Raw genomic sequence first — 24,650 nt, 5'->3', positions numbered from 1 at the left:
TAACAACCGTCGGTGTAGGCCCAGCGCACGGGAGAAGGTAGCGTGCGTATCTCAGCCATCCCGCAGAATGGATGGAGGCGCGCCCGAGCACGTTGCGGCGCGGACGTCGACGCGGTCCCACGGTCCGCTCCGTCCGCCCCCCGCGCTGGGAGTGGCGCACTCGTGAGACGGCGTAGGAGAGAAGCGATACCTGTGAGCGCAGCGACAACGCGAAGCCGCACCCCCGACCGCCTGTGCGCCGAGGCCGTCGACCTCGCCCGTGCCGCAGCCGAGGAGGCCGCCGCACCCGGGGTCGTGGGCGAGCACGAAGGCCTGGTCTCCGAGGGCGACCGCGTCGTCACCCACTTCTTCGGCTGCCACGAGCCCGGCTACCGCGGCTGGCGCTGGGCCGTCACCGTCGCCCGCGCCTCCCGCGCCAAGATCGTCACGGTCGACGAGGCGGTGCTGCTGCCCGGCCCCGACGCGGTCCTCGCACCGGAGTGGGTGCCGTGGAGCGAGCGGCTGCGCCCCGGCGACATGGGCCCCGGCGACCTCCTCCCCACCGAGGCCGAGGACCTGCGCCTGGAGCCCGGCTACTCCGGCGAGGAGGAGCCGCCGCCGAGCTCCGCGGTGTCCGGTGAGATGGCCGACCTGGTGGAGGCGGAGGACGCCGAGGTCACGGAGGGCACCCCGGCCCACCTGGCGGTGGTCCCGTCCCGCGGCACGATCGCGGCGGTCGCCGAGGAACTCGGCATGCGCCGCGCCCGGGTCCTGTCCCGCTACGGCCTGCACACCGCCGCCGACCGCTGGGAGGAGTCGTTCGGCGCGAAGACCCCGATGGCGCAGGCGGCCCCCGCGTCGTGCGTCTCGTGCGGCTTCCTCACCCCCATCGGCGGCTCGCTGGGCCAGGCGTTCGGGGTGTGCGCCAACGAGTTCTCCCCGGCCGACGGCCACGTCGTCTCCCTGGCCTACGGCTGCGGCGGCCACTCCGAGGCCGCGGTCATGCCGAAGCCCCCGCAGCCGGCCCCGCCGGTCATCGACGAGACCCGCGTCGACCCGTTCCCCCTCCGTCCGTCCCCCGACTCCGGCTCGGTCCCGGCGACGGAGGACACGTCGGAGGCGGAGCTGGGGCACTCGTAGGGCGTCCTCACAGGTTGTCCCCCCAGCCGCCCTGGACCATGGTCTGGAACGCCCACCTCCCGTCCCGCTTGAGCAGGATGTCGGCGTAGCGGAGCCGCTGGGACTCGCCGTCGGCGGTCATGGTCGAGTCCGTGAAGACCACGGCCATCGAGGGGGACAGGAACACCGGGGTCCGGGTGGACTCGAAGGTGATGTCCTGGTCCCCCTCGCCCATCACGTGGGTCATGACCGTGACGTACTGCTCCCGGTCCCACTGCGCCGACCGCCCGTCTCCCGCGGAGTCGTCACTCACGAGGTTGAGCGGAAACACGGCCAGGTCCGCCATGCGCTCGACGTCGCGCTTCCCGCTCGCCGCGTCGTACTCGGCGAACCAGGCGTCGAGGCTCGCGCGGTCCTCGGTGGTCGGGATGTATCCGGTGTCGGGGAGGTAGGTCATACGGGCTCCTTCGGCGATGGCTAGTCAAGTTTGTCTAGTGGGCGACGAGGAAGTGTCTACCTCTCGCGGGAACTAGTCAAACTTTACTGGCGATTTCCCTGATGTGACCTGGGTCACATCGGGGATGAGGGGGTGGGGGCGGGGCGGCCCGCTGCTCACTGCTCGCCGGGTCCGTTCGGCCGTGGCGTGGTCCTGGCGGACGAGCCGAAGGGTCCGGGGCCGTGCTGGAGGATGTGGCGCATCGCCACGCGGGGCGGGCTGACCATGGGTTCTTCTCCCTCGCGTCCTTGTTCGGGAAGGTGTCGACGGCACCGGAGCTTCAGAACGTGGGTTCCGGTGCCGCAGCGGATGACCTGGGCCCACACGGTCTTGGACGCGCGTGGTCGGTGGTCGACACGGGGCCGGCAAGTGAGTGCCTTGCCGAAAACCGTGAGCGGTCGGCGAGGGAGTGTCACATGGGTGCTCGGATGAGCGGCGTGTGGACAGTGGCGGCCGGAGTGTGCACGTATCGCGGAATGCGACGTGTCCAGGGGCGGGTCGGCGTCACCTTTCCGTACCCGGCGCCGGAGTCCGGGACGCCGACGGTTCCGTTGGGGTGAGGCGCAGTTCGGCCCAGACGGTCTTGCGCGGGAAGCGGCCCCCGGTCACACCCCAGCGGTCCGCGAGCGCCTCGACCAGCAGCAGGCCACGGCCGGATTCGGCGTCGGGAGAGGCCGGTTGCGGCCGGGGGAGCCGTTCGCCCCGGGTGTCGGTGACCTCGATGCGGAGGGTGTCGGCGACGACGTAGAGCGTCAGCCGGAAGTCCCGCCCCTGTACGCGGCCGTGCGTCGCCGCGTTGGCGGTGAGCTCCGCGATGATCTGGCGGGCCGGATCCACCGGCAGCCCCCAGGAACGCAGTCGGTCTGCTCCCAGCTGCCGGGCGAGACGGGCGCCGCGCGGTGTGGGGGAGAGCTGCGCGCTGAAGTTGCGGACGGGGAGCGCGGGTTCGGCGGTTTGCTGATTCACATCACTCAGCGTGGCCGGATCCGCCTACCTTGGTTGGTGACTCAGCGCGTGCGTACGGTCACTGTCCGGTGGTTGTCCGGTGCTGTCGGGGCTGTTCCGACGGTTGGTATGAGCAGGACGCCGGGGTGCGTCACGGACGGTTCAGAGGGAGAGGTGCGGCATGACGGCGGTCGAGGCGGAGGCGGGTCGGCTCAAGGAAGAGGCGGACGAACCCGGTTGGGAGGTGGACCCGGACGACGAGTGGGGCGTCGCGGTCATCACGACCGTCGGACGGCAGCTGAAGCTGCGCCGCGAGGCGATGGGGATGCGGGCCGCCGAGTTCGGACGGATCGTCGGGTACGGCGAGGACATGGTCTACAAGATCGAGGGCGGCAAGCGGATCCCCCGCCAGGAGTTCCTGGACAAGGCGGACGAGGTCCTGGGCGCGGGCGGGCTCATCGCGGCGGCCTGGGAGGACGTGAAGAAGGTCCGGTAGAGCAGCTACAGCGGTGGCAACGACGGCAACTCCTGCGTCGAGCTGGCCCTCACCCCCGGCACCGTCCATGTCCGTGACTCCAAGGACGCCGCGGGTCCTCGCCTCGCCTTCACCCCCGACACCTGGGCGCGCTTCATCCCGTACGCGTCCGAGGGCTGATCGCCGAAAGCGACCCCGAGGGCGGCGCGGGGCCGTCCTCGGGGTCGCTCGGGTGTTGCCGTGTGCGCGGTTGGTCAGACCGTCACGCCGTTGGCGCGCAGGAACTTCGCCGGGTCCACGGCGGAGCCGTAGTTCGGGGTGGTGCGGATCTCGAAGTGCAGGTGCGGACCGCTGGAGTTGCCGGTGTTGCCGGACAGGGCGATCTTCTGGCCGGTCTTGACGATCTGGCCGATCTTCACGTTCACCTGCGACAGGTGGGCGTACTGGGAGTACGTGCCGTTGCCGTGCTTGACGACGATCGCGTTGCCGTAGGCGGGGCCGTCACCGGCGCCGTTGGGGCCGGCCTTGACGACGGTGCCGCCGTGCGTGGCCATGACCGGGGTGCCGGTGGGGACGGCGTAGTCCTGACCGGAGTGCTTGGACGCCCACATGCCGCCGTTCTGGGCGAAGCTCGCGGACAGCTTGTAGCTCTTGACCGGGGAGACCCAGGAGGCCGTGGCCTTCTTGGCGACGGCCTGCGCCTGGGCGGTGGTGGCGGCGCCGGGCGCGGCCGTGTTCTCGGCGGCGACCGCGGCCCCGACTCCCAGGACGACCGTGGCGCCCATACCGGCGGCCAGGACGGCGGCGCGGGCCTGGGTCAGGGACGTACGGGGGAGACGGGACGTGACGCGCTGGAGCATGGAGACCTCATGGGTGAGGGGACGGGGAAGGCCATCGGCGGAACGGGGTCCGTGCCGTGATGGCTGTTCCTTGGTAACCGGAGCCGGTCAAAAGCCGCAAAGGTGTGACCTACGACGAAAGGTCGTACTCCAGGCGTGAGACGCACGTCTCTTGACGATCAGCCCAGACGGGGTGAAACCCCCCATTTCAAGCCGATCGGTCGGCTATGTGCGCCAAATGTCCCTTTTGGTTTCAATGACTTTTCCACTAGTCCGGTTAGTACCGGACATTTCCCCTGTGCCGCTTGTCACCAGGAGCCCGGTCCGGGAGCCCGGTGAGTGTGGCGTGCGTCTCCGGTTCCTCCTCCCCGGTCAGCCGCCCAGCACCTCCAGCGACACCCACAGCGCCACCGTCGACGCCACCAGCGCCGTCGGGACGGTGGCCAGGCCCAGCAGGGTGAAGCGCCTGAGGCTGACCTCGTGGGCGTGGTGGTGGGCGATGCGGCGCCACAGGAGGGTGGCCAGGGAACCCGCGTAGGTGAGGTTCGGGCCGATGTTGACGCCCAGCAGGACCGCGAGGACCGCGCCGGGGCCGGACGGTGCGGCCAGGGGGACGAGGGCGAGGACCGCGGGCAGGTTGTTGATCAGGTTGGCGAGCAGCGCCGCCAGGCCCGCGACCGCCAGCAGGGCCGGCAGCGACGTGCCGTCGGGGAGGACGGCGCCGAGCGCCTCGCCCAGGCCGTGGTCCAGGACCGCCCGCACGACCACGCCGAGGGCCAGGACGAACGCCAGGAACGGCAGGTCGGCGGCGCGGAGGATCGCGGCCGGGGTGGTGCGGCGGCGCGCCAGGGCGCGTACGGCCAGCACGGTCGCGCCGGCCGCCGCCGCCCACGCCGGGTCGATGCCGAGTGCGGACGCCACGGCGAACCCGGCCAGCGTGGCGGCCACGGTCACCAGGGCGAACAGGGGCGGTTTCGCCGGCTTCTCCGGCACCTCCGGTGCGGTGGGTGCCGCGTCCAGGTCGGCGGCGAAGAAGCGGCGGAAGACGGCGTACTCCACGGCGATCGCCGCCAGCCACGGCAGGGTCATCAGCAACGCGAAGCGGGTGAAGCTCAGCCCCGTGGCGGTGAACGCGAGCAGGTTCGTCAGGTTCGACACCGGCAGCAGCAGGGACGCCGTGTTCGACAGGTGCGCGCCGGCGTAGACGTGGGGGGCCGGCCGGGCGCCCATGCGGGTGGCGGTGGCGAACACCACCGGCGTCAGCAGGACCACGGTGGCGTCCAGGCTGAGCGCGGCGGTGATCAGCGAGGCGAGGGCGAAGACCGCGCCCAGCAGCCTGCGCGGCCGGTGGCGGGACCAGTGGGCCATCCAGGTCCCGCAGGCGTGGAAGAGACCCTCGTCGGCGCAGAGCCTGGCGAGCACCAGCACGGCGGCGAGGAAGCCGATCACCGGCCCGAGCCGGACGGCCTCCTCGCGCACCGCCGCCAGGGGGATCGCACCGGTCGCGATCACGACGCCGGCCGCGGGCACCGCGAACGCCGCCTCCGGCCAGCGGAAGGGACGGACCACGGCACACACCAGCACCACGGCCAGCGCGGCGACGGACAGCGATTCGAGCAGCACAGCCCCGATCATCCCCAGGGGGCTGCGGGACGCGGACACCGCGTCCCCGGGATGTCGGGGGACGGTACCTTCGACCTCACGCCGATCCGGGCCGATGAGGAGAGTCAACGTGAGCAAGTTCGTGCGGCCCGCCGCCGAGGGCGCCGACCCGTTCGGTACGGCGCGTCTGCGGCGCGGGGTCCTGGACGCCTGGGTCACCAGCCCCGCCCGCTTCCGTGAGGACGCCAACGCCGAGGAGGACCTCGTCCTCGGCGGCTACCGGGACCGCCTCGTCGTCGAACTCGCCCAGAACGCCGCCGACGCCGCCGCCCGGGCCGGTGTGCCGGGACGGCTGCGGCTCACCCTGCGCGACGGGGTCCTCGTCGCCGCCAACACCGGGGCCCCGCTGGACGCGGCCGGTGTCGAGTCGCTGTCCACGCTGCGGGCCTCCGCCAAGCGGGACGCCCCGGACCGGTCCGTGGGCCGGTTCGGCGTCGGCTTCGCCGCCGTCCTCGCCGTCACCGACGAGCCCGCCGTCGTCGGGCGGCACGGCGGGGTCCGCTGGTCGCTGGCCGAGGCGCGGGAGCTCGCGGGGGACACCGCCCGGCACAGTCCCGGCCTGGGTGACGAGATCCGGCGGCGTGACGGGCACGTGCCCCTGCTCCGGCTTCCGTTCGCCGCCGAGGGCACCGCGCCCGGCCCGTACGACACGGCCGTCATCCTCCCGCTGCGCGACACCGCCGCCACCGACCTCGCCGAGCGGCTGCTGCACGCCGTCGACGACGCCCTGCTGCTCGCCCTGCCCGGGCTGGAGGAGGTCGTCGTCGAGATCGGGGACGCGGAGCCCCGTACCGTCAGCCGCCGCGGCGAGGACGGACTCGTCGTCGTCGAGGACTCCCTCCCCCACTCTCGGCTTCGCTCGAGCGGGGGGACCCCCACCGGCGTCACCCGCTGGCGCACCGCCCTCGCGCACGGCCCGCTCACCCCCGATCTGCTCGCCGACCGGCCGGTCGAGGAGCGGCTGCGCCCCCACTGGTCGGTCACCTGGGCCGTTCCCGTGGACCCCGACGGGGGCCCCGCCCGGCCCCGCACCAGCGCCGTCGTGCACGCCCCCACCCCCAGCGACGAGCCGCTCGGCGTGCCCGCGCTGCTCATCGCCTCCTTCCCGCTGGACTCCACCCGCCGGCACGCCGCCCCCGGCCCGCTCACCGACTTCCTCGTGCAGCGCGCCGCCGACGCCTACGCCGGGCTCCTCGCCGACTGGCGCCCGGTGACCGCCGGGATCATCGACCTGGTGCCGGGCCCGCTCGGCAAGGGCGAACTGGACGGCGCCCTGCGCCGGGCGATCCTCGAACGGCTGCCCCGTACGTCCTTCCTCCCGCCGGCCGTCGGGCCGCGCGGGCAGGACGGCGACTCCGAACTGCCGGAGTCGCTGCGGCCCCGGGACGCCGAGGTCGTCGAAGGCGCGGGGGCCGACACCGTACGGGTGCTGGCCGAAGTCCTCCCCACCCTCCTGCCCGCCGGTCTCGAACGCCGCGTCGAGCTGCGCACCCTGGGCGTGGCGCGCGTCCCGCTCACCGACGCGATCGACCGGCTGGCCGGTCTGGAGAAGTCCCCCGACTGGTGGCGGCGGCTGTACGACAGCCTCGCCGGGGTCGACCCGGACCGGCTCTCCGGGCTGCCGGTGCCGCTGGCCGACGGCAGGACGACGATCGGGCCCCGGCAGGTGCTGCTGCCCACCCCCGACTCGGCCTCCCTCGACGCGGAACTCCTCGCCCGGCTCGGGCTCAAGGTCGCCCACCCGGACGCCGCCCACCCCCTCCTGGAGAAGCTCGGCGCGCTCCCCGCCACCCCGCGCGCCGTCCTCACCACCCCGCAGGTGCGGGCCGCCGTCGCCGCCTCGCTCGACGACGAGGGCGGGGTGAACTGGGAGGAGGACGTCCCGGACGCCGAGGAACTCGCCGACACCGTGCTCGGCCTGGTGCGCGACGCCGGGCTCGAACCCGGCGACGAGCCCTGGCTGGGCGCCCTCGCCCTGCCCGATGAGGACGGCGAACTCTCCCCGGCCTGCGAGCTGGTCTTCCCCGGCGGACCGTTCGCCCAGGTCATGCGCGAGGGCGAACTCGCCGCAGTGGACGGTGAACTGGCCGAGCGGTGGGGCGAACAGCCGCTGGCCGCCTGCGGGGTGCTGGTGGACTTCGCGCTGATCCGCGCCACCGACGTCGTCCTCGACCCCGACGAGCTGGAGCCCCGCGAAGGGGACTTCGCCGAACCCGACGACGCCGGTCTGCTGGACGCCGTGGACGTGTGGAGCGAGGACGTCCTCGACCGCTTCCCGGACAGCCCCGTCCCGCCCGTCGCCACCGAGATCGTCGCCGTGCGCGACCTCGACCTCGTCGACGACGACCGCTGGCCGCAGGCCCTCGCCCTGCTGTCGCGGCCCCCGCTGCGCGACGCGCTCATCCAGCCGGTGCGGATCCTGCTGCACGACGGCACCCACGAAACCGTCCGGCCGTACACCGCCTGGTGGCTGCGCGGGCACCCGGTGATCGGCGGGCGCCGCCCCGCCGGCCTGCGCGCGGCCGGCGGCGACCCGCTGCTGCGGGGCCTGTACGACGAGGCCGACGCGACCGGGTTCGAGGACGAGCAGGTGCTGCGGGCGCTGGGCGTACGGACCTCGGTGGCCGCCCTCCTCGACGAGCCCGGCGGCGCGGCGGAGCTGCTGGACCGCCTCGCCGACCCCGACCGTCCCGTCACGGCCGCCCAACTGCACGCCCTGTACGGCGCGCTGGCCGAACTGGATCCCGAACAGGTGACCCTGCCGGACGACCTGCGGGCCGTGGTCGACGGCCGGGTCGAGGTGGTGGACGCCGCCGACGCGGTGGTCGTCGACTCGCCCGACCTGCTGCCGTTCACGTCCGGTGTGCCGCTGCTGCCGGTGCGGCCGGCGCGGGCCGCCGAGCTGGCCGAGCTGTTCCAAGTGCGGCGGCTGAGCGAGTCCGTCACCGGCGAGGTGGACTCCGAGGGCACGGAGCACGACGTACCGGACGCGGTGCGGGTGCTGCTGGGGCCGGGCACCCCGGCGTCGTACGTCGAGCACGAGGAACTCGTCGTCGACGGCGTGGAGATCGACTGGCGCCTGACGGACGACGGTGTGCTGCACGCCGCGACGCTGGAGGGCGTGGCCGCGGGCCTCGCCTGGGCGGCGGGCCAGTGGCCCCGGCGCTTCGAGGTGGCGGCCCTGCTGGAAGACCCGTCCCGCACGCAGGAGTTGGCCCGGGACCGCTGGTTCGACTGAGCCCGACGACGGCCGCACATTTGTTTCACTTCTCGTACAACCATTTGGGCGAGTGGTGTATCTGATCATGCGAGTCAACAGACTCCATGGTCATTCGGGGCCCCGCGCCGACGACCGGTCGTGGAACACGATCAGAGCCGGGGCCCCTGTCTTCACGTGGGGAACACATGCGATTCCGCGCCACCGTGGCCGCCGTCTCCGGCGCCCTGGCCCTGTCCGCCCTCGCCGTCCCGGCCGCCCACGCCGACGACTCCGAGGGAGACACCAAGATCTCCAACGTGGTGGTCAACGGCGGCAAGTCCGTCGTCGTCGGCCCCACCACCGCCAAGAAGGTCACCGTGACCTTCACCGTCACCGACAACTCCGGTGCCGACTGGGCACAGGCCATCCTGTACCACGGCTCGAGCATCGAGGAGTCCGACAGCGGAGCGGTCGCCGACACCAGCGACGGCGAGGCCAAGTGCACCAAGGTCGACGCCACGACGTCGACCTGCACGTCCCCCTTCACCCTGGACCCGGGCGAGAACCTGATCAACTCGGTCGCCGGCACCTGGAAGGTGTGGGCCATCGCCACGGCGAAGGACTACGACTTCACGCAGAAGGACAACGCCAAGAGCTTCAAGGTCCAGCGCGCCTCCAAGCTCACCGTCAACGCCTCCCCCGAGCCGGTGAAGAAGGGCAAGACCATCACCGTCACGGGCAAGCTGACCCGGGCCAACTGGGAGACCGGCACGTACGCCGGTTACTCCGGCCAGTCGGTGAAGCTGCAGTTCCGCAAGAAGGGCTCCAGCACCTACAGCACGGTCAAGACCATCAAGACCAACTCCAAGGGCGAGCTGAAGACCACGGTCAAGGCCTCCGCCGACGGCTACTACCGCTACTCCTTCGCGGGCACCTCGACCACCCCGGCGGTCAACGCGACGGGTGACTTCATCGACGTGAAGTAAGCACCTCAGCGCTAAGCGGGAACGCGGCGGTCCACCCACCTCCACAGGAGTTCCAGGGTGGCCGCCGCCACCACCGCGATGCCGGTCGCGACCCACGGCATGGTCATGCCGACCAGCCTCAGCGCGAAGAACTCCTGCAACCACGGCACCACCAGCACCAGCAGGAACCCAGCCCCCATCGCCGCGACCAGGCCGATCCGCCACCAGGTGTACGGCCGGGCGATGATCGCCAGCACCCAGATCGAGATCAGGAACAGCGTCAGCGTCGCCGCGCTCGTCTCCGCGTCCAGCGCGCCCGCACCGGTGTAGTGCTCCCGTGCGACCAGGTACGACGCGAACGTCGCCAGTGCGGCCAGCACCCCGCCCGGGATCGCGTACCGCATGACCCGCCGCACGAAGTTCGGCCGGGCGCGTTCCCTGTTGGGGGCGAGGGCGAGGAAGAACGCCGGGACGCCGATGGTGAGCGTGGACAGCAGCGTCAGATGGCGCGGCAGGAACGGGTACTCCACCTGCGAGACCACCACCAGCACCGCCAGCAGCACCGAGTACACCGTCTTCACCAGGAACAGCGTCGCGACCCGGGTGATGTTGCCGATCACCCGCCGCCCCTCCGCCACCACCGACGGCAGCGTGGCGAAGCTGTTGTTCAGCAGCACGATCTGGGCGACCGCCCGCGTGGCCTCCGAACCGGAGCCCATCGCCACGCCGATGTCGGCGTCCTTCAGCGCGAGCACGTCGTTCACGCCGTCCCCGGTCATCGCGACCGTGTGGCCCTTCGACTGGAGCGCGCCCACCATGTTCCGCTTCTGCTGCGGGGTGACCCGCCCGAACACCGTGCCCTGATCGAGCGCCTCGGCCATCCCGTCCCGGTCGGCGGGCAGCCGGCGCGCGTCCACCGTCGTACCGGACAGACCCAGCTTGGACGCGACCGCCCCGACCGACACCGCGTTGTCCCCGGAGATGACCTTGGCGCGGACGTTCTGCTCGGCGAAGTAGCGCAGGGTGTCGGCCGCGTCGGGGCGCAGCCGCTGCTCCAGCACCACCAGCGCGGTCGGCCGTACGCCCTCGGCGGCTCCGGGGTCGTCGACGTCCACGCCGTCACGGGCGCGGGCGAGCAGCAGCACCCGCAGTCCCCGCTCGTTCATCCGCTCGGTGTCGGCCAGCGCCGGGTCGTCGGGGTCCAGCAGCACGTCGGGCGCTCCCAGCAGCCAGGTGACGGACGTGCCGGGGCCCTCGTCGAACGTGGCGCCGCTGTACTTGCGGGTGGAGGAGAAGGGCAGGGTGTCGGTGAGGCGCCACTCCCGCGTGTGCGGATACGCGTCGATGACCGCCTGCAGGGAGGCGTTCGGGCGGGGGTCCGCCGCACCCAGCGCGCCCAGCACCTCGCGCACGTACGTCCCGTCGCCGTCGCCGAGCACCCGCAGCTCGGTGACGTCCATGCCGCCCTCGGTGAGCGTGCCGGTCTTGTCCAGGCAGACCGTGTCGACGCGGGCCAGCCCCTCGATCGCGGGCAGCTCCTGCACCAGGCACTGCTTGCGCCCCAGCCGGATCACCCCGATCGCGAAGGCGACGGAGGTGAGCAGCACCAGCCCCTCGGGGACCATCGGCACGATCCCGCCGACCGTGCGGGCGACCGAGTCCTTCAGCTCGTTGTCCTTGACCACCAGCTGGCTGATGATCAGACCGATCGCGGTCGGGACCATCATCCACGTCACGTACTTGAGGATGGTGGAGATGCCCGAGCGCAGCTCGGAGTGGACCAGCGTGAACCGGGACGCCTCCTCGGCGAGCTGCGCCGCGTACGCCTCGCGCCCCACCCGGGTCGCCTGGAAGGAGCCGCCGCCCGCGACGACGAAGCTGCCGGACATGACCTGGTCCCCGGGCCGCTTCACCACGGGGTCGGCCTCGCCGGTGAGCAGCGACTCGTCGATCTCCAGGCCGTCCGCCTCGACGCACACCCCGTCGACGACGACCTTGTCCCCCGGCCCGACCTCGATCAGGTCGTCCAGCACGATCTCGGAGGTGCCGACCTCCGCGGCCGTCCCGTCCCGGCGCACCGTGGGCCGTACCTCGCCGATCACCGCGAGGGAGTCGAGGGTCTTCTTCGCCCGCCACTCCTGGACGATGCCGATGCCGGTGTTGGCGAGGATCACGAAGCCGAACAGGCTGTCCTGGATGGGCGCGACGATCAGCATGATCACCCAGAGCACGCCGATGATCGCGTTGAACCGGGTGAGGACGTTCGCGCGGACGATCTCGGCCAGGGACCGGCTGCTGCGCACCGGTACGTCGTTGACCTGCCCGCGCGCCACTCGTTCGGCCACTTCCGCGGCCGTCAGACCGGTCACCGGTGAGGTGACCCCGGCGGGTCGCACGCCGTCGACCCGGTCGTCCGCCTCGAGATGCGTCATGCATTCGACGGTACGGGCGGATCCGGGGGGCCACCCACCCGATCGGGGGAAGATCCGACCTGGGGAGGACGGCCGTAGTGCCGTGGTCGTACGGCGGTGGCGCGGAGGCCGGCCGGGGTCAGTCGGCCGGTGGGGAGCGGAAGCCGGCCGGGGTCAGCCGGCCGACGGGGAGCCGCGATCCGGCGGGCTCAGTCGGCCGACGGGGCGGGGGAGCGGTCCGGCTCCGGCGCCTCGGCCGTCCGCGCCCGCCGGATCGCGGCGTCGCGCCTGCGGACGTACCAGATGCCGATGAAGCCGAGCCCGCCGCCGGCCAGGCAGGTCCACAGCCACCAGGTGTGGCCGTGGTCGTCGAACCAGCCGTAGAACGGCAGCTGGACCAGGAACAGGGCGAACCAGACGATCGTGCCGCCGATGATGGTGGCGACCACGGGGCCCTCCAGGGGCTCCGGCGCCTCGTGCTTGGGGGTCCACTTCGCCATGCGGACAAGCTTACGAGGCCCGGCACGTGACGGGGACCGCACGGGACCACATGGTTCTACGCGCGGAGATAGCGTGGACGACGTTATATGTTCATACTGAATCCGTTTGTCTCTGACCGCTTTTATTCGTAGAAAACACCAAAGGGCTTCGGGGGGCGCCCGCCGGTGATGAGGTCTTTGCATGTCCACGTCGGCCACCACCAAGGCCCCCACCCCCGAGCAGCCGGGGTCAGGTGCCGCGTCCGGCGCCCTCGACCGCTACTTCCGGATCTCCGAGCGCGGCAGCACCCTGTCCCGTGAGGTCCGCGGCGGTTTCGCCACCTTCTTCGCCATGGCGTACATCATCGTGCTGAACCCGATCATCCTGGGCAGCGCGAAGGACATGTACGGCAACCAGCTCGACAACGGCCAGCTGGTCACCGCGACCGCCCTGACGGCGGCGTTCACCACGCTGCTCATGGGCGTCATCGGCAACGTCCCGATCGCGCTGGCCGCCGGTCTCGGCGTGAACTCGGTCGTCGCGCTCCAGCTCGCGCCGCGCATGTCGTGGCCGGACGCCATGGGCATGGTGGTGCTGGCCGGCTTCGTCGTGATGCTGCTGGTCGCCACCGGTCTGCGCGAGCGCGTGATGAACGCCGTCCCGCACGGTCTGCGCAAGGCCATCGCCATCGGCATCGGCCTGTTCATCATGCTGATCGGTCTGGTCGACTCCGGTTTCGTCACCCGTATGCCGGACGCCGCCCAGACCACCGTCCCGCTCCAGCTCGGCACCGGCGGTCACCTCACCGGCTGGCCGGTGCTCGTCTTCATCCTCGGCGCGCTGCTGACGCTGGCGCTGATCGTGCGCCGGGTGCCGGGCGCGATCCTCATCTCGATCGTCGCGATGACGGTCGTCGCGGTGGTCATCAACGCCGTCGCCGACATCCCGTCCTGGGGCCTGACGACGCCGACCTGGCCCGGCAACCCGGTCGCCACCCCCGACTTCGGTCTGATCGGCGAGGTCAGCCTGTTCGGCGGCTTCGGCAAGGTCGGCGTGCTGACCGGCGTCCTGTTCGTCTTCACCGTGCTGCTGTCGTGCTTCTTCGACGCGATGGGCACGATCATGGGCGTCTCGGACGAGGCCAAGCTGACCGACGCGCAGGGCCAGATGCCCGGCATCAACAAGGTCCTGTTCATCGACGGCGTCGCGGTCGCCGCCGGCGGCGCCAGCTCCTCCTCGGCCACCACCGCGTTCGTGGAGTCCACGGCCGGTGTCGGCGAGGGGGCGAGGACCGGCTTCGCCAACGTCGTCACCGGCGGTCTGTTCGCGGTGGCGCTGTTCCTCACGCCCGTCGCCACGATGGTCCCGTCCCAGGCGGCCACCCCGGCGCTGCTCGCGGTGGGCTTCCTGATCCTGGCCGGTTCGGTCAAGGAGATCGACTGGGCGGACCACACGATCGCCGTCCCGGCCTTCGTGACGATGGTGATGATGCCGTTCACCTACTCGATCACCAACGGCATCGGCATGGGCTTCATCACCTTCGCGGTGCTGCGGCTGGCGGCCGGCCGCGGCCGGGAGGTCCCGCCGGCGATGTACGTGGTGGCGGCGGTCTTCGCCTTCTACTACCTGATGCCGGCACTGGGCCTGACCTGATCCCACGCCACGGGCTCACGTGACCCCGCGCCACAGGCTCACCTGATTCCGCGCCACGGGCTCACGTGATCCCACGCCACGGGCTCACCTGGTTCCGCGCCACGGGGTCACGTGACCCCGTACCACGGGCTCACGTGACCCCGTAGAACTTCTCCGTCTCCTCGACGGCGGTCTGGAACCGCTGGTCGAAGTCATCGCGCATGAGCGTCCGGACGACATAGTCCTGGACGCTCATGCCGCGTCTGGCGGCATGCTCGCGGAGTCGTTCGAGCAGGTCGTGGTCGATGCGCAGGCTGAACACGTCGGTCCCCATGCGCATGAGGGTTGCTGCACACCACGGTGCGGCGCGCCACGATTCGCGGATGGATCACTCGTATGGGTGATGCGGTGTGGCAGTGGCGGGGGTCACGGACGTGTGAGCGCCCTCCGGGTAGTCCTTAGCGAGGGTAATGAGTTACGCTAAAGAACATGCCGGACTTCAGCCATGGCGACGACGCAGCCGCCGTGAACGCCCTCCGATCCGCCGTGATGCGGCTGTCCCGTCGGCTCAAGCACCAGCGCGTCGACGAGTCCCTCAGCCCCACCGAGATGTCGGTGCTGGGCACCCTGGCCCGCTGCGGCCGGGCCACCCCGGGCGAGCTCGCCCGCAAGGAGCACGTCCAGCCGCCGTCGATGACCCGCATCGTGGCCCTGCTGGAGGCCAAGGGACTGGTCCGCCTCGAGCCGCACCCCGACGACCGGCGCCAGAAGGTCGTCACGCAGACCGAGCAGGCCGAGGCGATGCTCGAGGAGAGCCGCCGCAAGCGGAACGCGTTCCTGGCCTCGCTGGTCGAGGAACTCGACGACGACGAGTGGGCGAAACTGCGCGCCGCCGCCCCCGTGCTGGAGAAACTGGCGCACGTCTGAGCACACGGCACAGCAGCAGCTAGGAGGCGAACCCTTTTGAGTACGGGATCCGGAGCAGCTTCCGCCCCCGCACCTGACCCCCACGACACCCCGGCCGCCCCCGACCCCACCCCCGCCCGCAAGACCTCGATGTTCTCCTCGCTGAAGGTCAGGAACTACCGCCTGTTCTTCGTCGGCCAGGTCGTCTCCAACATCGGCACCTGGATGCAGCGCATCGCCCAGGACTGGCTGGTGCTCAGCCTCACCGGCTCCTCGGCCGCCGTCGGCATCACCACGGCCCTGCAGTTCCTGCCGATGCTGCTGTTCGGCCTGTACGGCGGTGTCCTCGTCGACCGCCTGCGCAAGCGCCCCACGCTGCTCGTCACGCAGATCGCGATGGCCCTCACCTCCCTCGTCCTCGCCGCCCTCACCCTGACGGGACGGGTCGAGGTCTGGCACATCTACGTCGCCGCCTTCGCCCTCGGTCTCGCGACCGTCGTCGACAACCCGGCCCGCCAGTCCTTCGTCTCCGAACTCGTCGGCCCCGGCCAGTTGCAGAACGCGGTCAGCCTGAACTCCGCGAACTTCCAGTCCGCCCGCCTGGTCGGCCCCGCCGTCGCGGGCCTGCTGATCACCGGCGTCGGCACCGGCTGGGCGTTCCTCCTCAACGGCCTGTCCTTCGTCGCGCCGCTGGCCGGCCTGATGCTGATGCGCGCCCGCGAGCTGCACGCCGTCGAGCGCGCCCCGCGCGGCAAGGGGCAGCTGCGGGAGGGCCTGCGCTACGTCGCCGGGCGGCCCGACCTGGTCTGGCCGATCGTCCTGGTCGGCTTCATCGGCACCTTCGCCTTCAACTTCCCCGTCTACCTCTCGGCCTTCGCCGACGACGTCTTCCACGGGGGCGCGGGCGCCTACAGCATGTTCAACACGCTGATGGCGGTCGGCTCGGTCTCCGGCGCCCTGCTCGCCGCCCGGCGCGGCACGGCCCGGCTGCGGCTGCTGATCCTGGCCGCGCTGGCCTTCGGCGCACTGGAGATCCTCGCCGCCGCCTCGCCGGAGCTGTGGATGTTCGCCCTGATCATGGTCCCGCTGGGCCTGTTCTCGATGACGGTCAACGTCACCACCAACACCAGCCTCCAGATGGCCACCGACCCGGCGGTGCGCGGCCGCGTCATGGCCCTCTACATGATGGTCTTCCTCGGCGGCTCCCCCGTCGGCGCCCCGATCGTCGGCTGGATCACCGACACCTACGGCGCCCGCGTCGGCTTCGCGGCCGGCGGCGCGGTCGCGGTCGCCGCGGCGGCCGTCATCGGCCTGATCCTGGCCAGGGTCGGCGGACTGCGCCTGTCGGTGGGCTGGCACCGCGGCCACCCCAGTGTCCGCTTCGTGCCGCGGGAGCGTCAGGAGGCACTGGCGCCGGTGGCCTGACGGCAGACTGGCTCCATGAGACTCTTCGCCGCCGTACTGCCCCCCGAGGACGTGGTCCAGGAGCTCGCCGCCGAGGTGGCGGAGTTGCGGAGGCTGCCCGGGGCGGACGGGATGCGGTGGACCGAGCGGGCCGGGTGGCACTTCACGCTCGCCTTCTACGGCGAGGTCGACGACGAGCTCGTACCGGAGCTGACCGCGCGGCTGGGGCGGGCCGCGTCCCGGACCGAACCGTTCCGGCTGGCTCTCGCCGGCGGCGGCCAGTTCGGGCACGGCCGGGCGCTGTGGGCCGGTGCGGAGGGGGACCTGCGCACCATGCGGCTGCTGGCCGAGCGGGCCGAGGCGGCGGCGCGGAAGGCCGGGGTGCCGATGGAGGACCACCGCCGCTACAAGGCCCACCTGACCGTGGCCCGCAGCCGGGACGCCGTCGACACACGACCGTACGTGACGGCCCTGCACGCCTTCCACAGCCGTACCTGGACCGTGGACGAGCTGGTGCTGGTGCGCAGCAACCTGCCGACGTCGGGGGTGCCGGGCGAGCAGCCCCGTTACGAGGCGGTCGCCCGACGGGCACTGGGCGCGGCCGGTTAGGCTCGGGGGCGTGGACCCGAAGACCCGTAACCGGATCATGGCCGGCGCGCTCGTGCTGATGTTCGTCGTGGTGGTGCTGACGGCGGCGCTGGGCAGGTAGCGCCGCCGCCGTACGCGCCCGCTACCAGGCGAAGGCCTCCGGCGACGGCCCCGGGCCCGGGAAGATCTCGTCCAGCGAGGTCAGCAGCTCCTCGCTCAGCTCCAGCTCGACCGCCTTCAGCGCGGAGGCGAGCTGCTCGGCCGTGCGCGGGCCGACGATCGGGCCGGTCACGCCGGGACGGGTGAGCAGCCAGGCCAGCGCGGCCTCGCCGGGTTCGACGCCGTGCTTGTCGAGCAGGTCCTCGTACGCCTGGATCTGCGCGCGGGACGACGGATCGGCGAGCGTGTCGGCGGCCCGCCCGGAGGCGCGTCGGCCGCCCTGCACCTCCTTCTTGAGCACACCGCCCAGCAGGCCGCCGTGCAGCGGCGACCACGGGATGACCCCGAGCCCGTACTCCTGCGCGGCCGGGATGACCTCCATCTCGGCGCGGCGCTCGGCGAGATTGTAGAGGCACTGCTCGCTGACCAGGCCGATGGTGCCGCCGCGCCGGGCGGCGATCTCGTTGGCCTGGGCGATCTTGTAGCCGGGGAAGTTCGAGGAACCGGCGTAGAGGACCTTGCCCTGCTGGACCAGGACGTCGATCGCCTGCCAGATCTCCTCGAACGGGGTGTTCCGGTCGACGTGGTGGAACTGGTAGACGTCGATGTAGTCGGTGCCCAGCCGCTTCAGCGAGGCGTCGACCGCCCGCCGGATGTTCACGGCCGACAGCTTGTCGTGGTTGGGCCACGCCTCGCCGTCCGCGCCCATGTTCCCGTACACCTTGGTCGCGAGGACCACCTTGTCGCGGCGGTCGCCGCCCTTCGCGAACCAGCTGCCGATGATGCTCTCGGTGCGGCCCTTGTTCTCGCCCCAGCCGTAGACGTTGGCCGTGTCGAAGAAATTCACTCCCGCGTCCAGCGCGGCGTCCATGATGGCGTGGCTGTCGGCCTCGTCGGTCTGCGGACCGAAGTTCATCGTCCCGAGGACGAGCCGGCTGACCTTGAGTCCCGTGCGTCCGAGCTGCGTGTACTTCATGGTCGTCAAGCCAACGGCTTGGAGTGCGCTCTATGCAAGAGGGGATCGGTCCCGGGGGAAGTTGCTGGTGCTCACGGTCAGGTCGGCCACGGTGCCGGTCAGATCGATGTCGTCACCGAAGTCCACCCGCGTCCGCGTGACGTAGTCGCCGTTCTTCGGGTCGGTGTAGACGTAGCAGCGGCCCCGGTAGGGGTCGACGATGACGTAGAGGGGCACTTCGGCGGTCGCGTAGGCGGCCTTCTTCGGGCCGTAGTCGTTGGCGGCCGTGCCTTCGGAGATGACCTCGAAGACGAACTCGACGTCCTCGTACCGCCAGTGGCCCTCGTCGTCCTTCTCGGCGGAGGCGCGGAGTACGGCGACGTCCGGGCAGAGACCGTTCTCGTGGCCGGGGAAGTCGATGCGGACGTCCGAGAACACCTTGACGTCCTCCCCGAACCGGGCTTCAACAGCCATGGCGAGCTTGAAGATGATGGCCCAATGGGTGTCACGCTGCGGTGTCATGTAGACGTTGCCCCCGACGATCTCGACCCTGAATCCTTCGGGGACGGGCATCCGCTCCAGGCGCTCGAACCACTCGTCCAAGCGCTGAGTGTTGACGTCGGCCATGGCGATCCTGTCTTCAAGGACGGTCATCGTGGCGCTCCTCCCCGGCCGCCCCACGGACGAGTGCGGCCGCGCGGTACAACGATACGCACGGTGAGGAGGACACGGGGCGGAGCGCATATGCCAGAACTCCCCGACCGCTACGCCGCCCCGTACGGCCCGCCCAGCCCCCACCCCCGCCACATCGCCTCCGCGAAGGCCCCCGCGATCCTGTGCTCGCCGCTCTCGTTGGGGTGCGTGCCGTCGTAGGTGTCCGTGTGGAAGTCGTACGACGCCGGCGGCGGGACCAGCAGCAGTGGCGAATCCGCCTCGTCCAGGTCGGCGACGGTCTTGGCGAGGAGTTCGTTGAAGTGGGCGACCTGTTCGGCGAAGGCCGGGTCGGCCTCCACGCGGATGTTCCGGATCACCGGCATGACGGCCACGCGGACGCGCGGGTTGGCCTCCCGCGCCCCGGCGACGAAGGCGCGGACGTTCTCCGCCGTCTGTTCGGCGTTCGTGTAGAAGCCCAGGTCGATCAGGCCCAGCGACACCAGCAGCACGTCCGCGTGGCAGGAGCGCACGGTCTCGCCGATCAGCGGGGCCATGTGCTGCCAGCCCTCGCCCCAGTCGGCCAGGTGGGCGCGGGGGAAGTCCGGGTCGGCGTACGCGTACGACGTGGGGGCGTCCGTCGACGGGTCGTGGAGCGCCTCGCGCGGGCCCACCAGCGTGAAGGGGCCGCCGTACGCCGTGCACAGGTGCTGCCACAGCCGGTAGCGCCAGGTGTGTTCACCCGCGCTCCCGATCGTCATCGAGTCACCTACGGGCATGAACCTGAGCACCCGATCATCATGGACGATCGGTCCGGGCGCCGCGATGTGAGTCCGGACACCCGCCGTGAAGTGCGCTGAACAATGGCACTCTTGGCACATGCGCCGACCCTTCGCCCTGCTCGCCGCGACCCTCCTCACGGGCGCGCTCGCCGTGCCCGCCGCCTCCGCAGCCGACGGGGACGAGGGGTTCACGATCAAGGACCCGCGCATCACCGAGTCCAGTGGACTCGCCGCCTCCCGCCTCCACCCCGGCGTCTACTGGACCCACAATGACCAGGACGACGGGCCCTACCTGTACGCCGTCGACGGCGGCACCGGCGAGACGGTCGCACGCGTCGCGCTCTCCGGCGTCGGCACGCTCCGCGACGTCGAGGCCGTCTCCATCGGCCCCGGCAACAAGATCTTCGTCGGTGACATCGGGGACAACCTCGGCGGCACCTGGCCCCACGTGTGGATCTACGAACTGCCCGAGCCGACGGAGCTGAAGGACCGGACGGTCCGGGCGACGCAGTACGTCGTGAAGTACGCGGACGGCGCCCGCGACGCGGAGTCGATGGTCGTCCACCCGAAGACCGGACGGGTCTACATCATCGACAAGAACGAGGACGGCGGACACCTGTACGAGGGCCCGGCGAAGCTCTCCGCCTCCGGAACGAACGTCTTCCGGCCCACCGTCCCCGTCGAGCTCTGGGCCACCGACGCCGCGCTCTCCCCGGACGGCGAGCGGCTCGCGGTGCGCGGCTACCTCGGAGGCATCTGGTACGACTGGAACGGCGGCGAGATCCGGCGCGGGGGGCGGATCAGCGTGCCCCTGGGGCAGGGCGAGTCCGCCACCTACACCACCGACGGCAGGAAGCTGCTGCTCGGAATGGAGGGGGCCGAGAGCCCCGTCGAGGCCGTGGACGCGCCCGGGGGCGGTGGAGAGCCGGGGGCGGGCGCCGAGGGCGAGGGGAGCGGGAGCGGCGCCGCCGCCGACGGTACCGGGGGCGGGATCAAGGTCGGCGCCGCCGCCGCGACGGCCCTCCTCTGCGTGCTCCTCTTCAGGCTGCTGCGGCGCCGCAACCGCTGATCAGCCGTCCTGCCGCTCCGCGTTCCGCCCGGCGACGAACACCTCGAGGCCGTCCAGGATGCGCTGCAGCCCGAACTCGAAGTGGTCGAAGCCGGAGCCGAAGGTGTCCTCGGAGAGGCCGGCCAGGACGGGGTAGCGCCCGCTGAGCATGGCCTTCTCCAGCACCGGCCGCTGCGCCTCCCAGAACTGCGCGTCCGTCAGCCCCGAGTTGCGCTCGGCCTGCTCCTGGTACAGCTGGGTCCGGGCGGCCCCGACCACGTACCCGTCGACCATGACGATCGCCGACAGCAACTCGGGGTCGGACAGGCCCATCGGCTTGATCCGGGTGAGCACCTTCTCCATGCCGTCCAGCGTGCCCGGGCCGAGGACCGGGCGGGACTGGTTGACCTCCAGCAGCCACGGGTGCCGGCGGTACAGGGCGAGGGTGGCGCGACCGAGGGCCTCCAGTGCCGCGCGCCAGCCGCCGTCGCCGAGGTCCGCGGGGTCCTCCGAGGGGCGCTGCACCCGGTCCAGCATCAGGTCGAGCAGCTCGGACTTGCCGGGGACGTAGCGGTACAGGGACATCGTGCCGGTGCCGAGCTCCGTGGCGATCCGGCGCATGGACAGCGCGGCGAGCCCGTCCCGGTCCGCGACCTCGACGGCGGTCTCCACGATGCGGTCCAGCGTCAGTCCCGGCTTCGGCCCCCTGCTGGGCCGCGGGCCCGTGTCCCACAGCAGGTCTAGGGTGCGGGCGATATCGCCGCCGCCACTGCTCTCCGTACCGCCCCTGCCGCTGCTCATGGGGGCAGTTTAAATCCGCGCCGAAAAACTGAGTACGTCGTACGCACAATCGGGTACGGTGTACTCAGTTAGTGGAAGGGGGACCCATGAAGGACGACGGTTACGCGGTCCGGGCCGAGGGACTGGAGAAGCGCTACGGCGAGAAGCGCGCCCTCGACGGATTCGGCCTCGCCGTCCGCGAGGGCACGGTGCACGGACTGCTCGGGCCGAACGGCGCCGGCAAGACCACCGCCGTGCGCATCCTGTCGACGCTGATCCGCCTCGACGGCGGCCGGGCCACGGTCGCCGGGCTCGACGTGGCCCGGCAGCCGCGCGAGGTGCGGGCGCGGATCGGGCTCACCGGGCAGTACGCGGCCGTGGACGAGGTGCTCACCGGGCGGCAGAACCTGGAGATGTTCGGCAGGCTGTTCCACCTCGGCGGCAAGCGGGCCCGGGCGCGGGCCGCCGAGCTGCTGGAGCGGTTCGGCCTGACCGACGCCGCCGACAAGGGCGTCGGCGGCTACAGCGGCGGCATGCGGCGGCGCCTCGACCTCGCCGCCTCGATGATCCTCGCCCCGGCCGTGCTGTTCCTGGACGAGCCGACGACGGGACTCGACCCCCGCAGCCGGGGCGAAGTCTGGGATTCCGTGAGGGCGTTGGTGGCGGACGGCACGACCGTGCTGCTGACCACCCAGTACCTGGAGGAGGCCGACAGGCTGGCCTCCCGGATCACCGTCATCGACCAGGGACGGGCCATCGCCGACGACACCCCGGACGGGCTGAAGAACCTGGTCGGCGGCGACCGCGTCGAGGTCGTGGTCGCCGAGCGCTCCGACATCCCGCGCGTGGTGAAGGTGGTCGCACGGGTCGCCGACGGCGAACCCGAATCGGACGAGACCGAGTCGCGGGTGCACGCCCCCGTGACCGACCGGGTGGCCGCGCTGACCGACGTCGCGCGCACCCTCCAGGACGAGGGCGTACGGGTCGAGGACATCGGGCTGCGCAGGCCCAGCCTCGACGACGTGTTCCTGCGCCTGACCGGACACCGCACGGAGAAGGAGGCGGCGGCGTGAGCGCGCTCGACCCGACCGGACCGGCCGCCACCCACGGCCGTACGTACTGGGCGCTCGCGGACTGCTGGAACATCGTCCGCCGCGGCCTCACCCACTACCGGCGCCAGCCCGTCAACATCGCCTGGCAGCTCGGCTTTCCCATCCTGTCGGTCCTCCTCTACGGCTATGTCTTCGGCAGCGCGATGACCGTGCCCGGCGGCGGGGACTACAAGGACTTCCTGATGCCGGGCATGTTCGTGATGACCATGGCGTTCGGCTTCATCAACACGGCGACCGTGGTGGTGTACGACTCCACCAAGGGGGTCATCGACCGGTTCCGCTCCATGCCGATGGCCTCCTCGGCGGTGGTGGCCGGGCGCGGGGTGACCGATCTGGTCGTCGCCTGCGCCGAACTGGCCATCATGATGCTGACCGCGCTGGCCATGGGCTGGCGGCCGGACGGCGGCTGGGGCTTCCTGGCGGCGTTCGGGCTGCTGCTGTGGCTGCGGTTCGCGCTGATCTGGATCGGGGTCTGGCTGGGTCTGCTGGTGCCCAACCCGGAGGCCGCGGGAGGGCTGTTCGCGGTCGCGTTCCCGCTGACGATGATCTCCAGCATCTTCGTCGCCCCGCAGCTGATGCCGGACTGGCTGGGCTGGGTGGCGGCCTGGAACCCGATCTCCTCCACGGCCGCGGCGGCCCGCGACCTGTTCGGCAGCCCGGCCGGCAGCGGCGACTCCTGGGTCGAGCAGCACGCGCTGCTGATGGCGGGAGTGTGGCCGGTGGTGCTGACGGCGGTCTTCCTGCCGCTCGCGGTACGCAGGTTCCAGCGGCTGAGCCGGTGAGACGCGCCGGGTGAACGGAGAAGCGCCACATGAATGAGGGGCGCCCGGCCGATCGCCGGGCGCCCCTCGTTCACGTACGGGTCAGAGCTGCTCGATCACGTAGTCGACGCACTTCGTGAGGGCCTCGACGTCCGCCGGGTCGATCGCCGGGAACATCGCGACGCGGAGCTGGTTGCGGCCGAGCTTGCGGTAGGGCTCGGTGTCGACGACGCCGTTGGCGCGCAGCACCTTGGCGACGGCGGCGGCGTCGATCTCGTCCGTGAAGTCGATCGTGCCGATGACCTGGGAGCGCTTGGCCGGGTCGGTGACGAACGGGGTGGCGTACTTGGACTCGTCCGCCCAGGCGTACAGACGGGTCGAGGAGTCCTTGGTGCGGGCCGTGGACCAGTCGAGTCCGCCCTGGCCGTTGATCCACTCCAGCTGGTCGTTCAGCAGGAAGAGGGTGGCCAGCGCCGGGGTGTTGTACGTCTGGTTCTTGCGGGAGTTGTCGATCGCCGTGGGCAGCGAGAAGAACTCCGGGACGTGGCGGCCGGAGGCGTGGATCCGCTCGGCGCGCTCGATCGCGGCCGGGGAGAACACGCCGATCCACAGTCCGCCGTCGGAGGCGAAGGACTTCTGCGGGGCGAAGTAGTAGACGTCCGTCTCGGCGATGTCGACCGGGAGGCCGCCCGCGCCGGAGGTGGCGTCCACGAGGACGAGGGCGCCCTCGTCGGCACCGGTCACGCGCTTGACGGGCATGGCGACGCCGGTGGAGGTCTCGTTGTGGGTGAACGCGTACACGTCCACGCCGGCCTCGGCCCCCGCCTCGGGGTGCGTGCCCGGGTCGGAGGAGACGACGGTGGGCTCGGCGAGCCACGGGGCGAGCTTGGCGGCCTTGGCGAACTTGGAGCTGAACTCGCCGAAGGTGAGGTGCTGCGACTTGTTCTCGATCAGACCGTGGGTCGCGACGTCCCAGAACGCGGTGGAACCGCCGTTGCCGAGGACCACCTCGTAGCCGTCGGGGAGCCGGAACAGCTCGCGGATGCCCTCGCGCACCTTGCCGACCAGGTTCTTCACCGGGGCCTGGCGGTGGGAGGTGCCCATGAGGGACGTGCCGGTCGCGGCCAGCGCGGCCAGCGCTTCCGTCCGCACCTTGGAGGGGCCCGCACCGAAACGGCCGTCGGCGGGCTTGATGTCAGCAGGAATCCGGATCTCAGCCACGACCGGAGCCTAGCGGCTGCGGGAAACCCGGGCGAAACATCGTCCGTCCGCTGAGACGAGCGGTGGGACGGAAGTGGAACC

At 71.6% G+C, this 24,650-nt stretch carries 22 protein-coding genes and 2 pseudogenes; 12 read left to right on the top strand and 12 right to left on the bottom strand.

Annotated elements, in window-relative coordinates; translation table 11 throughout:
- Positions 1-192: 192 nt before the first annotated feature.
- Entirely contained in the window at positions 193-1,119 is a 927-nt protein-coding gene (locus AB0A94_RS25825; protein ID WP_361748028.1) for a DUF3027 domain-containing protein, read from the top strand.
- A gap of 7 nt (positions 1,120-1,126) precedes the next feature.
- Here AB0A94_RS25825 and AB0A94_RS25820 read toward each other — a convergent pair whose 3' ends face one another.
- The gene (locus tag AB0A94_RS25820; protein ID WP_361748026.1) at positions 1,127-1,555 is read right to left on the bottom strand and encodes a nuclear transport factor 2 family protein; all 429 of its coding nucleotides are present in this window, start codon (positions 1,553-1,555) and stop codon (positions 1,127-1,129) included.
- 543 nt (positions 1,556-2,098) lie between these two features.
- Entirely contained in the window at positions 2,099-2,560 is a 462-nt protein-coding gene (locus AB0A94_RS25815) for an ATP-binding protein (RefSeq protein WP_361748024.1), read from the bottom strand.
- A 160-nt stretch (positions 2,561-2,720) separates the two neighbouring features.
- On the opposite strand from AB0A94_RS25815, the pseudogene AB0A94_RS25810 reads away from it, so the two are divergent.
- Both AB0A94_RS25810 and AB0A94_RS25805 read left to right on the top strand, forming a co-directional pair.
- Positions 2,721-3,032: pseudogene (locus AB0A94_RS25810) on the top strand (helix-turn-helix transcriptional regulator); the annotation flags it as partial.
- 3 nt (positions 3,033-3,035) lie between these two features.
- Positions 3,036-3,194, top strand: a pseudogene (locus tag AB0A94_RS25805) (DUF397 domain-containing protein); the annotation flags it as partial.
- Positions 3,195-3,268: 74 nt separating this feature from the next.
- Here the strand turns inward: AB0A94_RS25805 and AB0A94_RS25800 are convergent.
- Complete coding sequence (locus AB0A94_RS25800; RefSeq protein ID WP_361748022.1) at positions 3,269-3,874, bottom strand: M23 family metallopeptidase; 606 nt, start codon at positions 3,872-3,874, stop codon at positions 3,269-3,271.
- Positions 3,875-4,225: 351 nt separating this feature from the next.
- The gene (locus AB0A94_RS25795) at positions 4,226-5,488 is read right to left on the bottom strand and encodes an SLC13 family permease (RefSeq protein ID WP_361748020.1); all 1,263 of its coding nucleotides are present in this window, start codon (positions 5,486-5,488) and stop codon (positions 4,226-4,228) included.
- A gap of 82 nt (positions 5,489-5,570) precedes the next feature.
- Between AB0A94_RS25795 and AB0A94_RS25790 the strand changes: the two genes are divergently transcribed.
- Both AB0A94_RS25790 and AB0A94_RS25785 read left to right on the top strand, forming a co-directional pair.
- Positions 5,571-8,753 (top strand): molecular chaperone Hsp90, encoded by a 3,183-nt coding sequence (locus tag AB0A94_RS25790; RefSeq protein WP_361748018.1) that lies wholly within the window; start codon positions 5,571-5,573, stop codon positions 8,751-8,753.
- A gap of 167 nt (positions 8,754-8,920) precedes the next feature.
- The gene (locus AB0A94_RS25785; RefSeq protein ID WP_361748016.1) at positions 8,921-9,700 is read left to right on the top strand and encodes a DUF5707 domain-containing protein; all 780 of its coding nucleotides are present in this window, start codon (positions 8,921-8,923) and stop codon (positions 9,698-9,700) included.
- An 11-nt stretch (positions 9,701-9,711) separates the two neighbouring features.
- Here AB0A94_RS25785 and AB0A94_RS25780 read toward each other — a convergent pair whose 3' ends face one another.
- Together AB0A94_RS25780 and AB0A94_RS25775 are read right to left on the bottom strand one after the other, a co-directional pair.
- Entirely contained in the window at positions 9,712-12,111 is a 2,400-nt protein-coding gene (locus tag AB0A94_RS25780; RefSeq protein WP_361748014.1) for a cation-translocating P-type ATPase, read from the bottom strand.
- A 188-nt stretch (positions 12,112-12,299) separates the two neighbouring features.
- Complete coding sequence (locus AB0A94_RS25775) at positions 12,300-12,590, bottom strand: DUF2530 domain-containing protein (RefSeq protein WP_361748012.1); 291 nt, start codon at positions 12,588-12,590, stop codon at positions 12,300-12,302.
- Positions 12,591-12,771: 181 nt separating this feature from the next.
- Between AB0A94_RS25775 and AB0A94_RS25770 the strand changes: the two genes are divergently transcribed.
- A complete protein-coding gene (locus AB0A94_RS25770; RefSeq protein WP_361748010.1) occupies positions 12,772-14,223 on the top strand; it encodes an NCS2 family permease in 1,452 nt (483 codons plus the stop codon).
- A 130-nt stretch (positions 14,224-14,353) separates the two neighbouring features.
- Here AB0A94_RS25770 and AB0A94_RS25765 read toward each other — a convergent pair whose 3' ends face one another.
- The gene (locus tag AB0A94_RS25765) at positions 14,354-14,536 is read right to left on the bottom strand and encodes a ribbon-helix-helix protein, CopG family (RefSeq protein WP_361748008.1); all 183 of its coding nucleotides are present in this window, start codon (positions 14,534-14,536) and stop codon (positions 14,354-14,356) included.
- A gap of 155 nt (positions 14,537-14,691) precedes the next feature.
- On the opposite strand from AB0A94_RS25765, the gene AB0A94_RS25760 reads away from it, so the two are divergent.
- From AB0A94_RS25760 to thpR, 3 genes are read left to right on the top strand one after another with little or no spacing between them, the layout of a single operon-like run.
- The gene (locus tag AB0A94_RS25760; RefSeq protein ID WP_217130473.1) at positions 14,692-15,129 is read left to right on the top strand and encodes a MarR family transcriptional regulator; all 438 of its coding nucleotides are present in this window, start codon (positions 14,692-14,694) and stop codon (positions 15,127-15,129) included.
- A 36-nt stretch (positions 15,130-15,165) separates the two neighbouring features.
- Positions 15,166-16,533 (top strand): MFS transporter, encoded by a 1,368-nt coding sequence (locus AB0A94_RS25755; RefSeq protein WP_361748006.1) that lies wholly within the window; start codon positions 15,166-15,168, stop codon positions 16,531-16,533.
- Positions 16,534-16,548: 15 nt separating this feature from the next.
- Complete coding sequence (gene thpR, locus AB0A94_RS25750; protein ID WP_361748003.1) at positions 16,549-17,121, top strand: RNA 2',3'-cyclic phosphodiesterase; 573 nt, start codon at positions 16,549-16,551, stop codon at positions 17,119-17,121.
- A gap of 121 nt (positions 17,122-17,242) precedes the next feature.
- Here thpR and AB0A94_RS25745 read toward each other — a convergent pair whose 3' ends face one another.
- From AB0A94_RS25745 to AB0A94_RS25735, 3 genes are all read right to left on the bottom strand, one after another.
- A complete protein-coding gene (locus AB0A94_RS25745) occupies positions 17,243-18,235 on the bottom strand; it encodes an aldo/keto reductase (protein WP_361748001.1) in 993 nt (330 codons plus the stop codon).
- Positions 18,236-18,265: 30 nt separating this feature from the next.
- Positions 18,266-18,868 (bottom strand): Uma2 family endonuclease, encoded by a 603-nt coding sequence (locus AB0A94_RS25740; protein ID WP_217130477.1) that lies wholly within the window; start codon positions 18,866-18,868, stop codon positions 18,266-18,268.
- Between the two features lie 110 nt (positions 18,869-18,978).
- Positions 18,979-19,656, bottom strand: coding sequence for an SGNH/GDSL hydrolase family protein (locus AB0A94_RS25735; protein WP_361747998.1), 678 nt, complete (start codon positions 19,654-19,656; stop codon positions 18,979-18,981).
- 88 nt (positions 19,657-19,744) lie between these two features.
- On the opposite strand from AB0A94_RS25735, the gene AB0A94_RS25730 reads away from it, so the two are divergent.
- On the top strand, positions 19,745-20,716 hold the full coding sequence (locus tag AB0A94_RS25730; RefSeq protein WP_361747996.1) for a WD40 repeat domain-containing protein: 972 nt from the start codon (positions 19,745-19,747) through the stop codon (positions 20,714-20,716).
- Here the strand turns inward: AB0A94_RS25730 and AB0A94_RS25725 are convergent, their stop codons facing one another.
- Positions 20,717-21,496: a TetR/AcrR family transcriptional regulator gene (locus AB0A94_RS25725; RefSeq protein WP_361747994.1), complete on the bottom strand. Its 780-nt coding sequence runs from the start codon at positions 21,494-21,496 to the stop codon at positions 20,717-20,719.
- An 86-nt stretch (positions 21,497-21,582) separates the two neighbouring features.
- Between AB0A94_RS25725 and AB0A94_RS25720 the strand changes: the two genes are divergently transcribed.
- A complete protein-coding gene (locus AB0A94_RS25720; RefSeq protein WP_361747991.1) occupies positions 21,583-22,548 on the top strand; it encodes an ATP-binding cassette domain-containing protein in 966 nt (321 codons plus the stop codon).
- The gene (locus AB0A94_RS25715; protein WP_361747990.1) at positions 22,545-23,369 is read left to right on the top strand and encodes an ABC transporter permease; all 825 of its coding nucleotides are present in this window, start codon (positions 22,545-22,547) and stop codon (positions 23,367-23,369) included. The genes AB0A94_RS25720 and AB0A94_RS25715 overlap by 4 nt, the downstream gene beginning before the upstream one ends.
- An 81-nt stretch (positions 23,370-23,450) precedes the next feature.
- On the opposite strand, the gene serC is transcribed toward AB0A94_RS25715, so the two are convergent.
- Positions 23,451-24,569, bottom strand: coding sequence for a phosphoserine transaminase (gene serC / locus AB0A94_RS25710; protein ID WP_361747988.1), 1,119 nt, complete (start codon positions 24,567-24,569; stop codon positions 23,451-23,453).
- Positions 24,570-24,650: the final 81 nt, after the last annotated feature.

This window comes from Streptomyces sp. NPDC044984 (genome assembly GCF_040646935.1).
Classification (GTDB): Bacteria; Actinomycetota; Actinomycetes; order Streptomycetales; family Streptomycetaceae; genus Streptomyces.
The sequence above is the reverse complement of the archived record's forward strand: the minus strand, read 5'-3'. Positions and strand labels throughout refer to the sequence as shown.

Coding starts and splice junctions, on each gene's coding strand:
- AB0A94_RS25820 (WP_361748026.1), bottom strand. CDS start 1,555: ATGACCTACCTCCCCGACACCGGATACATCCCGACCACCGAGGACCGC.
- AB0A94_RS25800 (WP_361748022.1), bottom strand. CDS start 3,874: ATGCTCCAGCGCGTCACGTCCCGTCTCCCCCGTACGTCCCTGACCCAG.
- AB0A94_RS25795 (WP_361748020.1), bottom strand. CDS start 5,488: ATGATCGGGGCTGTGCTGCTCGAATCGCTGTCCGTCGCCGCGCTGGCC.
- AB0A94_RS25790 (WP_361748018.1), top strand. CDS start 5,571: ATGAGGAGAGTCAACGTGAGCAAGTTCGTGCGGCCCGCCGCCGAGGGC.
- AB0A94_RS25785 (WP_361748016.1), top strand. CDS start 8,921: ATGCGATTCCGCGCCACCGTGGCCGCCGTCTCCGGCGCCCTGGCCCTG.
- AB0A94_RS25780 (WP_361748014.1), bottom strand. CDS start 12,111: ATGACGCATCTCGAGGCGGACGACCGGGTCGACGGCGTGCGACCCGCC.
- AB0A94_RS25775 (WP_361748012.1), bottom strand. CDS start 12,590: ATGGCGAAGTGGACCCCCAAGCACGAGGCGCCGGAGCCCCTGGAGGGC.
- AB0A94_RS25770 (WP_361748010.1), top strand. CDS start 12,772: ATGTCCACGTCGGCCACCACCAAGGCCCCCACCCCCGAGCAGCCGGGG.
- AB0A94_RS25765 (WP_361748008.1), bottom strand. CDS start 14,536: ATGGGGACCGACGTGTTCAGCCTGCGCATCGACCACGACCTGCTCGAA.
- AB0A94_RS25760 (WP_217130473.1), top strand. CDS start 14,692: ATGCCGGACTTCAGCCATGGCGACGACGCAGCCGCCGTGAACGCCCTC.
- thpR (WP_361748003.1), top strand. CDS start 16,549: ATGAGACTCTTCGCCGCCGTACTGCCCCCCGAGGACGTGGTCCAGGAG.
- AB0A94_RS25745 (WP_361748001.1), bottom strand. CDS start 18,235: ATGAAGTACACGCAGCTCGGACGCACGGGACTCAAGGTCAGCCGGCTC.
- AB0A94_RS25740 (WP_217130477.1), bottom strand. CDS start 18,868: ATGACCGTCCTTGAAGACAGGATCGCCATGGCCGACGTCAACACTCAG.
- AB0A94_RS25730 (WP_361747996.1), top strand. CDS start 19,745: ATGCGCCGACCCTTCGCCCTGCTCGCCGCGACCCTCCTCACGGGCGCG.
- AB0A94_RS25725 (WP_361747994.1), bottom strand. CDS start 21,496: ATGAGCAGCGGCAGGGGCGGTACGGAGAGCAGTGGCGGCGGCGATATC.
- AB0A94_RS25720 (WP_361747991.1), top strand. CDS start 21,583: ATGAAGGACGACGGTTACGCGGTCCGGGCCGAGGGACTGGAGAAGCGC.